This is a genomic window from Pseudomonas sp. P105 (assembly GCF_032614175.1).
Classification (GTDB): Bacteria; Pseudomonadota; Gammaproteobacteria; order Pseudomonadales; family Pseudomonadaceae; genus Aquipseudomonas; species Aquipseudomonas rhizophila.
Genome location: NZ_CP126693.1, coordinates 5153750 through 5166493 on the forward strand (window position 1 = coordinate 5153750; position 12744 = coordinate 5166493).

Annotated in this window: 9 protein-coding genes; 6 read left to right on the plus strand and 3 right to left on the minus strand. The window is 61.2% G+C overall.

The annotated features are described in order from the left end of the window. Window positions 1-225: 225 nt before the first annotated feature. Window positions 226-1194, plus strand: coding sequence for a LysR family transcriptional regulator (locus tag QOM08_RS23110; RefSeq protein ID WP_047228829.1), 969 nt, complete (start codon window positions 226-228; stop codon window positions 1192-1194). Window positions 1195-1221: 27 nt separating this feature from the next. Here the strand turns inward: QOM08_RS23110 and QOM08_RS23115 are convergent, their stop codons facing one another. Continuing rightward, window positions 1222-1476, minus strand: coding sequence for a hypothetical protein (locus QOM08_RS23115; RefSeq protein WP_047228828.1), 255 nt, complete (start codon window positions 1474-1476; stop codon window positions 1222-1224). 236 nt (window positions 1477-1712) lie between these two features. On the opposite strand from QOM08_RS23115, the gene QOM08_RS23120 reads away from it, so the two are divergent. From QOM08_RS23120 to QOM08_RS23140, 5 genes are all read left to right on the plus strand, one after another. Continuing rightward, entirely contained in the window at window positions 1713-2870 is a 1158-nt protein-coding gene (locus QOM08_RS23120; protein ID WP_316912189.1) for an efflux RND transporter periplasmic adaptor subunit, read from the plus strand. Continuing rightward, window positions 2867-5977 (plus strand): multidrug efflux RND transporter permease subunit, encoded by a 3111-nt coding sequence (locus QOM08_RS23125; protein WP_316912190.1) that lies wholly within the window; start codon window positions 2867-2869, stop codon window positions 5975-5977. The genes QOM08_RS23120 and QOM08_RS23125 overlap by 4 nt, the downstream gene beginning before the upstream one ends. A gap of 9 nt (window positions 5978-5986) precedes the next feature. After that, entirely contained in the window at window positions 5987-6658 is a 672-nt protein-coding gene (locus tag QOM08_RS23130) for a heavy metal response regulator transcription factor (RefSeq protein ID WP_316912191.1), read from the plus strand. A 35-nt stretch (window positions 6659-6693) separates the two neighbouring features. Further along, a complete protein-coding gene (locus QOM08_RS23135) occupies window positions 6694-8022 on the plus strand; it encodes a heavy metal sensor histidine kinase (protein WP_372241395.1) in 1329 nt (442 codons plus the stop codon). A gap of 245 nt (window positions 8023-8267) precedes the next feature. Next, on the plus strand, window positions 8268-9764 hold the full coding sequence (locus QOM08_RS23140) for a sensor domain-containing diguanylate cyclase (RefSeq protein WP_316913249.1): 1497 nt from the start codon (window positions 8268-8270) through the stop codon (window positions 9762-9764). Window positions 9765-10513: 749 nt separating this feature from the next. Here QOM08_RS23140 and lpxC read toward each other — a convergent pair. Both lpxC and ftsZ read right to left on the minus strand, forming a co-directional pair. Beyond that, window positions 10514-11425, minus strand: a complete 912-nt coding sequence (gene lpxC / locus QOM08_RS23145; RefSeq protein ID WP_030139673.1) for a UDP-3-O-acyl-N-acetylglucosamine deacetylase — start codon at window positions 11423-11425, stop codon at window positions 10514-10516. 112 nt (window positions 11426-11537) lie between these two features. Beyond that, complete coding sequence (gene ftsZ / locus QOM08_RS23150; protein WP_047228824.1) at window positions 11538-12731, minus strand: cell division protein FtsZ; 1194 nt, start codon at window positions 12729-12731, stop codon at window positions 11538-11540. Window positions 12732-12744: the final 13 nt, after the last annotated feature.

Consider the following 12744-nt stretch of genomic DNA (forward strand, 5'->3'; position numbering starts at 1 on the left):
TCCAGGCAGACACATTGAGGGGAATGTGATGCCGCCATCGCGAGCAGGCTCGCTCCCACAGCAATCAGCGATCCAGGATTGGCCGCAATTCTAGGCACCCCATCGAACGGCGATAAGCCGACCTTTCTGCGAATCTTTGTTACCGTTACTGCGATAATCCATTAGTCGGGGTCCGCTGCGCTGTAACTTCGTGTCACAATTTGCCATCTCCCAAGAGAGCCTCCCATGGACACTTTGCAAAACATGCGTGCGTTCAGCTGTGTTGCTGAAGCGGGCAGTTTCACCGCCGCCGCCGTGCAACTGGATACCACCACAGCCAACGTTTCGCGTGCGGTTTCCAACCTGGAAGCCCATCTGCAAACCCGCCTGCTCAACCGCACCACCCGCCGCATCGCCCTGACCGAGGCCGGCAAACGTTATCTGCTGCGTTGCGAGCAGATCCTGGCGTATGTCGAGGAGGCTGAAGCCGAGGCCAGCGATGCTCACGCACGTCCTGCCGGGCAGTTGAAGGTCCATACCATGACCGGCATCGGCCAGCATTTCGTGATCGATGCCATCGCCCGCTATCGTAAAACCCATCCCGACGTGACTTTCGACCTGACCCTGGCCAATCGTGTGCCGGACATCCTGGACGAGGGTTACGACGTTTCCATCGTACTGGCCAGCGAATTGCCGGACTCGGGCTTTGTCTCCCAGCGCCTGGGGATCACCTACAGCATCGTCTGCGCATCACCTGCCTACGTGAAAGCCAGCGGCTGCCCGCAGAAACCCGGCGACCTGCTCAACCACGCCTGCCTGCGCCTGGTCAGCCCGGTCATTCCGCTGGAGAAATGGGTATTTGACGGCCCCGAAGGCCAAGAGATGGTCACCATCAGCAACTCACCGTTCCTGGTGAACTCCGCCGATGCCATGAAAACCGCGATCACCAGTGGCATGGGCGTGGGCGTGTTGCCGGTGTATGCCGCCATCGAGGGCTTGCGCAATGGCACGCTGGTGCGGGTCATGCCCAACTACCGCTCCCAGGAACTGAACCTCTACGCCATCTATCCTTCGCGCCAGTACCTGGATGCGAAGATCAAGACCTGGGTCGAGTACCTGCGCGGCTCGCTGCCGGAAATCCTCGCGGCGCACCAGGCCGAACTGACGGCCTATGAGTTGAGTGGCAGTCTGGCCGGTGCACGGGTCGCGAACTGATTTCGCGCCCGTGCTCCCAGGGAGATATCAGCGCTTGCCCATCGAGCGACGCGTGCCGGGAGGCGCGGCGCCAGGGGTCTTGGTATGACCGTTCTTCGCGCCGTTCTTGTACCAAGGCTGCTGCCCGGCCCCTTTGGCCGCGGCCAGCTCACCGGGCTTGAACGGAAACTTGAAGGTCGGGATCGCGTTGACGCTCTCGCCGCTGGAAACATCGCTGTCGGGCCGGTCGGCCTGTTCGCCGTTCGGGCGTTCGTCCGCGGGCGAAGGTGTTGGGGAAGTCATGTAAAGCTCCGGGTAATGCGTGCAAGTCGGGCCCGGAGAGCGAGCCGCGAAAGTCGGCAGTATACCCGCCCGATACCAGCGCGCGCAGGGCGGATTCAATCGGCCCTTCACTCGTCTGACAGCAAGTCGGGACAAAACTGACAAGCCCGTCAGTTAGGCGTCACCTTCCTGACCACCTCACAACGCTATATAAGAAAGATAAAAATCCCTCTGTCCTGAACCGGCCTCCCACATCCATGCACATCCAGAAAAAACCCGTCTTGCTCGTCGCGCTCCTGGTCGCTCTGGCAGCTGTCGCCCTCTGGTATGTCATGAAGCCTGTCACCGCCAAGCCCGGCGCGCCCGTGGCCGTGCCGGTAAGGGTCGTCAGCGTGGTGCAAAAGGATGTGCCGCGCTTTGCCAGTGGCATCGGCACGGTGTTGTCACTGCACAGCGTGGTGATCCGCCCGCAGATCGACGGCATCCTCACTCAACTGCTGGTCAAGGAAGGGCAACAGGTCAAGAAGGGGGAACTGCTGGCCACCATCGACGACCGCTCGATCCGCGCCAGCCTTGACCAGGCCAGGGCCCAACTCGGTGAAAGCCAGGCACAACTGGCGGTCGCCCAGGTCAATCTCAAGCGTTACAAATTGCTCAGTGTCGACGACGGCGTATCGAAACAGACCTACGACCAGCAACAGGCACTGGTCAACCAGCTCAAGGCCACCGCCCAGGGCAATCAGGCGGCCATCGATGCCGCCCAGGTGCAGTTGTCCTACACCCGGATCCGCTCCCCGGTGACCGGTCGCGTCGGCATTCGCAACGTGGACGAAGGCAACTTCCTGCGCACCAGCGACACCGAGGGCTTGTTCACCGTGACCCAGATCGACCCGATCGCAGTGGAGTTCGCCCTACCCCAACAAATGCTGCCCACCTTGCAACGGTTGATGGCCGCCCCCGAGCAAGCGCTGGTCCAGGCCTACATAGGCGCTGATGGGACCTCCGGTGAAATGCTCGGCGAGGGCCGCCTGAGCCTGATCGACAACCAGATCAACGCCAACACCGGCACCCTGCGGGCCAAGGCTGAATTCAGCAACGCCGCGCAACGGCTATGGCCAGGGCAGTTGGTGACATTGAAAATCCAGACCGCCCTCGACAAGGACGCCCTGGTGGTTCCACCGACCGTGGTTCAGCGCGGCCTGGAGCAACCTTTCGTGTACCGAATCACCGGCGACCAGGTAGAGAGCGTACCGGTGGTGATGGTGTACCAGGACAGTGACCTGCACATCATCAAAGGGGTGAGCGCGGGCGATCAACTGGTGAGCGACGGTCAGTCACGGATCAAGCCGGGCAGCCGCATCCAGGTGCTTGGTGACCCAGTGGCCCAGGCCAATGTGTCGGAGCCAAAACCATGAAGGGCCGCGGTTCGGTTTCGGCGTGGTGCATCGACCATCCCATCGCCACGGTCCTGATGACCTTCGCCCTGATACTGCTGGGATTGATCGCCTTTCCTCGCCTGCCTGTCGCGCCGTTACCTGAAGCGGAATTCCCGACCATCCAGGTCAGGGCTCTGTTGCCCGGCGCCAGCCCCGAAACCATGGCTTCGTCGGTGGCGACCCCACTGGAAGTGCAATTCAGCGCCATTTCCGGCATTACCCAGATGACCTCCAGCAGTGCCCTGGGCTCGACCAACCTGACCTTGCAGTTCAGCCTGGACAAAAGCATCGATACCGCCGCCCAGGAAGTGCAAGCGGCCATCAATACCGCCTCCGGCAAACTGCCCCAGGACATGCCGAACCTGCCCACCTGGCGCAAAGTCAATCCGGCCGACAGCCCGGTGTTGATCCTCAGCATCAGTTCCAGCCTGATGCCCGGCACCGAATTGAGCGACTACGTCGAAACCCTGCTCGCCCGGCAACTCAGCCAGATCGATGGCGTGGGACAAATCTACATCACCGGCCAGCAACGTCCGGCGATCCGGGTACAGGCCTCGGCGGACCGACTCGCCGCCATCGGTCTGACCCTGGCCGACATTCGCGTGGCGCTCCAGCAGGCCAGCCTCAACCTGGCCAAGGGGGCGCTTTACGGCGAGTCGAGCGTTTCCACCCTGTCCACCAACGATCAGCTGTTCCAGCCGGAGGAATATGGTGAGTTGATCGTGTCCTACAAGGATGGGGCACCGGTTCATCTCAAGGACGTCGCCAAAGTCATCAATGGTTCGGAAGACGCCTACATTCAGGCCTGGTCCGATGAGCAACCGGGGCTCAACCTGGTGATTTTCCGTCAGCCGGGAGCGAACATCGTCGACACCGTCGACCGCATCCAGGCAGCCTTGCCGACCCTGGAAGCCATGCTGCCCGCGGCCGTGCAAGTCAAGGTATTGAACGACCGTACACAGACTATCCGCGCTTCGCTGCATGAGGTGGAGATCACCTTGCTGATCGCGGTGCTGCTGGTGGTGGCGGTGATGGCGCTGTTCCTGCGCCAGCTCTCGGCGACCCTGATTGTCTCAGCGGTCCTGGGCGTGTCGCTGATCGCCAGTTTCGCCCTGATGTATGTGATGGGCTTCAGTCTGAACAACCTGACCCTGGTGGCTATCGTGATCTCGGTCGGGTTCGTGGTGGACGATGCGATCGTAGTGGTGGAGAACATTCACCGGCACCTGGAGGCGGGTGATGGCATGCGCGAAGCGGCGATCAAAGGAGCTGGCGAAATCGGCTTCACGGTGATCTCCATCAGTTTTTCGCTGATAGCCGCGTTCATTCCCCTGCTCTTCATGGGTGGCGTGGTCGGGCGTCTGTTCAAGGAGTTTGCCCTGACCGCCACTTCGACCATCCTGATTTCGGTGGTGGTGTCCCTGACCCTGGCACCGACCCTGGCCGCGCTGTTCATGCGCGCCCCGACGCCTCATGCCCACGGCAAGCGAAGTTTCGGCGAACGCCTGCTGGGTGGGTATGAACGGACACTGCGCTGGGCCCTGGCCCATCAGAGGCTGATGATCGGCGTGTTCGGCGTGACCCTGGCGCTGGCAGTGGCGGGCTACGTATTCATTCCCAAGGGTTTCTTCCCGGTACAAGACACCGGCCTGGTGTTGGGCACCAGCGAAGCCGCCGCCGACGTGTCATTCCCGGACATGGTGGCCAAACACAAGGCCCTGGCCGAGATCGTCGCCGCCGACCCGGCGGTGCAGAGCTTTTCTCACGCTGTCGGCGTCTCGGGTTCCAACCAGACCATCGCCAATGGTCGCTTCTGGATCGCCCTCAAGCCCCAGGATCAGCGTGACGTGTCGGCCAGCGCGTTCATCGACCGGATCCGCCCCAAACTGCTGGGCATCCCCGGCGTGGTGCTGTACCTGAGGGCCGGGCAGGACATCAACCTCAGTCCCGGTCCGAGCCGCGCCCAGTATCAATACGTGCTCAAGAGCAACGACGGACCGACGCTCAACACCTGGACACAAAAACTCACCGACAGGCTGCGCGGTAACCCCGCGTTCCGGGACATCTCCAACGACCTGCAACTGGGCGGCAGCATCACCCACATCAACATCGACCGCAGCGCGGCGGCGCGCTTTGGCCTCACCGCCAGCGATGTCGACCAGGCCCTGTACGACGCCTTCGGCCAGCGGCAGATCAACGAATTCCAGACTGAAACCAACCAGTACAACGTGATCCTGGAGCTCGACACCGCGCAACGCGGCAAGGCCGAGAGCCTGGCCTATTTCTACCTGCGCTCGCCGCTCAGTGGAGAGATGGTCCCGCTCTCGGCCCTGGCCCGCTTCGATGCGCCGACCAACGGCCCGCTGTCCATTGCCCACGACGGCATGTTCCCGGCCGCCAATCTGTCATTCAACCTGGCGCCTGGCGTGGCATTGGGGGATGCGGTGCGCATGCTCGACCAGGCCAAGAACGAGGTCGGCATGCCGGCCTCCATTACCGGCAACTTCCAGGGCGCGGCCCAGGCGTTCCAAAGCTCCCTGGCCAGCCAGCCATGGCTGATCCTCGCCGCGCTGTTGGCGGTGTACATCATCCTCGGCGTGCTCTACGAGAGTTTCGTACACCCGTTGACGATCATCTCCACCCTGCCCTCGGCCGGCCTCGGCGCGCTGGTCATGCTGTGGTTGCTGGGCCAGGATTTTTCGATCATGGCGCTGATCGGGCTGGTGCTGCTGATCGGCATCGTCAAGAAAAACGGCATCCTGATGATCGACTTCGCCCTCGACGCCCAGCGCAAGGGTGGCTTGACGCCCCAGGAAGCGATTTTCCAGGCATGCCTGACCCGATTTCGCCCGATCATCATGACCACCCTGGCCGCCCTGCTGGGCGCCCTGCCGCTGATGCTCGGCTCCGGCCCCGGCGCAGAACTGCGCCAGCCGTTGGGCATTGCAGTGGTCGGCGGCCTGCTGGTGAGCCAGGCGCTGACGTTATTCACTACACCGGTCATATACTTATGGCTCGAGCGACTGTTTCATCGGCCCGTCCAGCAGCCCGGACCTGCGCCGGCGACGCTGGCGACCACAGACTGAGGCGGGGCCATGCGCGTTCTGATCATCGAAGACGAAGAAAAAACCGCGGACTATCTGCATCGCGGCCTGAGCGAACAGGGCTACACCGTAGATGTGGCGCCGGACGGCGTCGAGGGGCTGCACCTGGCGCTGGAAAGCGACTACGCGGTGATCGTGCTGGACGTCATGCTGCCAGGCCTGGACGGCTTCGGCGTGCTGCGGGCCCTGCGCGCCCGCAAACAGACGCCGGTGATCATGCTCACCGCCCGTGAACGGGTCGAAGATCGCATCAAGGGCTTGCGAGACGGCGCCGATGATTACCTGGGCAAGCCGTTCTCCTTCCTGGAGCTGGTGGCCCGCCTGCAAGCCCTGACCCGCCGCAGCGGCAGTCAGGAACCGGTGCAGGTCAGCATCGCCGACCTGTGGATCGACCTGATCAGCCGCAAGGCCACCCGCGCAGGCCAACGCCTGGACCTGACGGCCAAGGAGTTCTCGCTGCTCAGCGTCTTGGCGCGCCGCCAGGGCGAAATACTGTCGAAAACCGCCATTGCCGAAATGGTCTGGGACATCAACTTCGACAGCGACGCCAATGTGGTGGAAGTGGCCATCAAACGCTTGCGGGCCAAGCTCGACGGACCGTTCGAACAGAAACTGCTGCACACGATTCGTGGAATGGGTTATGTGCTGGAGAGCAGAGAGTGACTTTGCCCGACAGTATTGCCCTGCGCCTGAGCGGCATGTTCACGCTGGTGGCGGCATTGGTGTTCCTGTTGATCGGCGGGGCCTTGTACCAGCAAGTCGAAAAGGGCCTGGGTCTGTTGCCGGAAGCCGAACTCGATGCGCGCTACAGCGTGCTCGAATCCATGGTCGGCCGCTACGGCACACCCGAGCACTGGGTGAAGATCAACAACAAGTTGCGCCTGCTGGGAGAGGAAGACAAACGCATTCACTTCTGGATCGTCAGTGGCGATCCACGCTTTGAATATGGCAACCCCGATCCACAGATTCGTGCCTTCGCCGAAGGTTCGCTGGGCAAGCGCGACCTGAAGTTGGCGGCGCAGCAATACCCGATGAAAGTGCTCGTCAGCCAATTTCCGGCCAAGGAACAGCGTCCGCCGCTGCGCTTCATGATCGGCATCGACACCCAGACGTTCTACCAGACCCAACACTATTTGCTCGTGGCACTGGTGAGCTTGGCGATTGTCGGGGTGATCCTGGCCTCCTTGCTGGGCTACTGGGTAGCGCGTATCGGCCTCAAGCCGCTGATCAAACTGTCCGATGAGGCCAGACGCCTGACACCACCGCGCTTGTCCGGGCGCTTGCAGCTGTCACCCTTGGCGCCGGAGCTCAGTCAATTCGTCAGTTCCTTCAACGCCACCCTCGACCGGGTCGAACAGGCGTACTCGCGACTGGAGTCGTTCAACGCCGACGTCGCCCATGAACTGCGCTCGCCCCTGACCAACCTGATCGGCCAGACCCAGGTGGCGCTGACCCGTGGGCGCTCGGCCGAACATTACTTCGAGGTGCTGCAATCGAATCTCGAAGAGCTGGAGCGGCTACGCTCGATCATCAACGACATGCTGTTCCTCGCCAGCGCCGACCAGGGCAACAAAGCCACCAAACTCACCAGCACCTCCCTGGCCGGCGAAGTGGCGACCACCCTCGACTACCTGGACTTCATCCTCGAAGACGCCCAGGTCCAGGTCAGGGTCAGCGGTGACGCCCAGGCCAACATCGAGATCGCCCACCTGCGCCGCGCACTGATCAACCTGCTGAGCAACGCGGTGCGACACACCGCCCCGGGGCAAGTGATCAATGTGCGCATTGAGGCCCTGGGCGACCAGATCACCCTCGCCGTCACCAACCCCGGCGAACCGATTGCCGATGAACACCTGCCACGCCTGTTCGAACGGTTCTACCGGGTAGATGCCTCCCGCAGCAACAGTGGCGCCAACCACGGGTTGGGGCTGGCCATCGTCAAGGCGATTGCGCTGATGCACGGCGGGGATGTCTTCGTGCGCAGTGACCGGGGCGTGAATACCTTCGGGATCCGCTTGCCGGCCTGACACCCCACGCTGTTTAGATCGTATTGGGATGAATTCCAGGCGATTGAATGCTGGATGAAAGCCAAATCAAGCAAAGTAAAAAGATCTCCGCCTTCGGCAGCGCTCACGCGTTATTGCGCGAACACTGATTGCCCGCTCTCACCGATCCAAGCACAATCAGCAAAAGGCCAGCATCTGGTGCATTGCCGGTTATGCAACCCTTTGGGACGGATCCCAGCCACATGACAAATGCAGACATCGGAACCATGAGCGCGAGCAGTGCGACACCCGGCAATACCCCGTTTTCGATACGCTCGGAACGGGTACTCGTACTGGCCAGTTCGTTGGTTGTCATTGCGATCCTGAGCATCGTGACCTTCCTGCTGATCCGCGAATACGCCGCCGCCCAACAAGCCGCGACACGTTCGGCGACCAATATCGTGCAACTGATTGATGCCGACGTGCTGCGCAACGTGGAGCTCTACGATCTGTCGCTACAAGGTTTGGTCGCCGCCGCCCAACGCAACGACCTGAAAGACGTTTCGCCGACGATTCGCCACTTGGCCCTCTTCGACCGTGCCACCGCCGCCCCCTATAAAGGCGACATCCTGCTGCTCGACAAGCGCGGCAATGTAGTCGCCGACTCCGCCTCGATCGAGCCACGAAAGGGCAACTACGCCGACCGGGAATACTTCCAGTCCCATGTCCATAACCCAAGCCCGGGCATGATGATCAGTCGCCCGTTTCGCTCCAGAAGTGCCGCGCAGGACTGGCGTATCAGTTTCAGCTACAGACTAAACGACGAACAAGGGGAGTTCGTGGGCGTGGCGGAAGCCGCGATGCGCTTGAACTATTTCAACCAATTGTTCAAGAGCCTGAACATCGGTCATGGCGGCACAGTCAATCTGGTGAGCAGCGAAGGCTTTCTGTTGGCCCAGGAGCCGCCCCTGGCCGAGGACCTGATTGGCAAGGATTTCAGCAACCGCCCGAACTTCATGCGCATCCTGCGCGAAGGCAACGGCAGCTTCACCAGCGTATCCGGTCAGGACCAGAAGCCGCGCCTGTACACCTTCTCCCAAGTGGGCGACCTGCCTTTGATCGTGGTGGTAGCGCTCTCCTCCGATGAAGTCTTCGCCTCCTGGAAACGCACGGCGCTGCTGGTCAGCGGTGCTACGGGGGCATTGTGCATCGGTTTGCTCTGGCTCACCTGGCTGCTGCGTCATGAACTTAGGCGGCGCCACCATGCTGAACGGGAACTGGCGCAACTGGCGTCCATCGACTCGCTGACGGGCCTGGCCAACCGCCGGACTCTGGACGAAACGCTGCAACAGGAATGGCTGCGGGCCCAGCGTTCGGGCCAACCGCTGTCAGTCATGATGATCGATGCCGATCACTTCAAGGCATTCAACGATCGCCACGGCCACCCAAGTGGTGATGAGGCCTTGCGCACCCTGGCGCATCTGATCGGTAGGCATGTCCGCCGACCGGCCGACCTGGCAGCGCGCTACGGCGGTGAGGAGTTCGCGGTGGTACTGCCGGAAACCACCACCGCCGGAGCCTTTACCATGGCCCAGAACATTCGCGAAGCGGTGGAACAGTTGCCCCCCTTCATTCCTGGCGCAGCCCCCATGACCGTCAGCATTGGCATTGCCACCTGGGCCCAAGGACCTTATGGCGAACTCGAGCAGCTCATGTTCGCTGCTGACAAGGCGCTATACCAGGCCAAGGCCAGTGGGCGCAATCGTGTGGTTTGTGCGATGTAATGGCCCCTTCCATGTGGCTATTCGACCGATTTGGGTAGGTGTGTATCCATTGCTGCGGTAACGGGGCGCCGAGATCAACGTCCACCGCGAGGCGGCCTGACAGCCGACCTGTTTTTTGATGACCGCGTTCATCCTGTGGGAGCGAGCCTGCTCACGATGACGGTGGTTCAGTCAATGAGGATGTTGAATGTGCCGGCCTCTTCGCGAGCAGGCTCGCTCCCACAATTGGATCGGAGTACTACCACAAGAAATAGGCCGGCTGTCAGGCCGCCTTCGCGAGCAAGCTTTGCTCCCACAGATCTGACAGGTGTACGACCGAAAGAACCAGGCCGGCTGTCAGGCCGCCTCGCGGTGGACGTTGATCTCGGCGCCCCGTTAACCACGCTGGCCGAACGCAGGCATTGTGGAGTGGGCATCCCGGCATGGATGCCGGGATAGCCGCGCTGGACCATGGATGGTCCTTCGCGGCGGGCCCACGGAGCAATGCCGGAGTGAGGGCATGCCGAGCCTAAGCGAGGCACCTAGTGGTGGGGCATGAGCGCTTTGGTTACTTTCGCGCTTTTCGAAAGTGACCCGCCGTAAGGGCGGAACCGCCAGTGGCCATTACCGCAGAAACGGATATGTACCCCAACTCAACTCAACTCAACTCAAAAAACAGCATTCCCCCTATTGCCACAAACGTCCCAGAAAGCAGCCATAAAAAAAGGCCACCCGAAGGCAGCCTTTAAAAACTAGAGAGGTTTTTATGCTTACACGGCCGCTACAGGGCGCATGTAAGAGATTGGTGCGGTGCTGGCGTCTTCGAACGTCACGACTTCCCAAGCATCTTTCTGCTCAATCAACTTGCGCAGCAGCTGGTTGTTCAGCGCGTGGCCGGACTTGAAGCCTTTGAACTCACCAATCAGGCTATTGCCCAGCAGGTAGAGGTCGCCGATTGCATCGAGAATCTTGTGCTTGACGAACTCGTCTTCATAACGAAGGCCGTCTTCGTTCAACACACCATCGGAATCGACCACGATCGCGTTTTCAACACTGCCGCCGAGTGCGAGGTTGTGCTTGCGCAGGTACTCGATGTCACTCATGAAACCAAAGGTACGGGCGCGGCTGACTTCTTTTACGAACGAAGTGCTGGAAAAGTCCACGCTTGCACTCTGGGTGCGGTCACGGAAAACCGGGTGATCGAAATCGATCTCGAAGCTCACCTTGAAACCTTCGAAAGGCACGAAAGTGGCGCGTTTGTCGCCGTCTTCCACTGTCACTTCCCGCAGGATACGGATGAACTTCTTGGCTGCGTCCTGCTCTTCCAGGCCAGCCGATTGAATCAGGAATACGAAGGGTCCGGCACTGCCATCCATGATCGGGACTTCGGACGCGGAGAGCTCGACGTAGGCGTTATCGATGCCCAGGCCAGCCATGGCCGAGAGCAAATGCTCCACCGTATCCACTTTGGTGTCACCGTTGACCAGTGTGGTCGACATAGTGGTTTCACCAACGTTTTCCGCGCGAGCAGGGATCTGCACCACAGGGTCGAGGTCGGCACGACAAAACACGATGCCAGTATCGACAGGCGCGGGCTTGAGGGTCAGGTAGACCTTCTCGCCGGAGTGCAAGCCGACACCTGTGGCACGGATAATATTCTTCAGGGTGCGTTGTTTAATCATGGCATGGGCCGCTTCAGCGCAAATTGCGAACTGGTATCAACAAAGGCTGGCGATAATAGCAGACCAGACCTTTGCTGAACACCAATCACCCGTATCCCCCTGATACATTTCATCAATCGGCCTGACGACGCAGGAATGCCGGGATGTCCAGGTAATCCAGATCGTCTTGCGGATTCATCTTCGCGGCAGTCGCAGCACCGGCCTGAGCCTGGTTGCGCATGACGGTCGGACGGTCCAGGTCACGGTAGTTCACCGCGGGTTGTTCCTGACGAGCGGCTGCTTGTTGCTGCGGCTGCGATGCCAGGGAGGTCTGAACGGTGTTGTCGATCACCTTCATCGGTTTCTCGATTTTCGCGCCCAGGCCAGTGGCAACCACGGTCACGTGCAACTCGTCACGCATGTCAGGATCGATCACGGTGCCGACCTTGACCATGGCGTGGTCCGAAGCGAACGCTTCGATGATGCTACCCACGTCGGAGTACTCGCCCAGGGACAGGTCCGGACCGGCGGTGATGTTCACCAGGATGCCACGGGCGCCCTGCAGGTTGACGTCTTCGAGCAACGGGTTGCGGATAGCCGCTTCGGTAGCTTCGCGAGCACGGTTCGGACCGCTGGCGCAGCCAGTGCCCATCATCGCCATGCCCATTTCGGACATCACGGTGCGTACGTCGGCGAAGTCGACGTTGATCATGCCTGGACGCTTGATGATGTCGGAGATACCGCGAACGGCACCGGCCAGTACGTCATCGGCCTTGGCGAAAGCCGACAGCAGGCTTGCGTCCTTACCCAGGATGGTCAGCAGCTTCTCGTTGGGAATGGTGATCAACGAGTCGACGCTTTCGCTCAGCGCGCGGATGCCCTCATCGGCAATCTGCATGCGCTTGCGGCCTTCGAACGGGAACGGACGGGTCACCACCGCAACGGTGAGGATGCCCATTTCCTTGGCTACTTCGGCGATGATCGGCGCCGCACCGGTACCGGTACCGCCGCCCATGCCAGTGGTGATGAACACCATGTTGGTGCCAGCCAGGACTTCAGCGATGCGCTCGCGGTCTTCCAGGGCAGCCTGACGGCCAACCTCGGGATTGGCGCCGGCACCCAGGCCCTTGGTCACGCCGGTACCCAGTTGAAGGATGGTTCGCGCGCCGATGTTTTTCAGCGCTTGAGCATCAGTGTTGGCGCAAATGAATTCGACGCCTTCGATGTTGCTCTTGACCATGTGGTTGACAGCGTTGCCGCCGCCACCGCCGACACCGATTACCTTGATAACCGGGCTAGCGGGGATGTTGTCTACGAGTTCGAACATTTTCCCTCTCCTT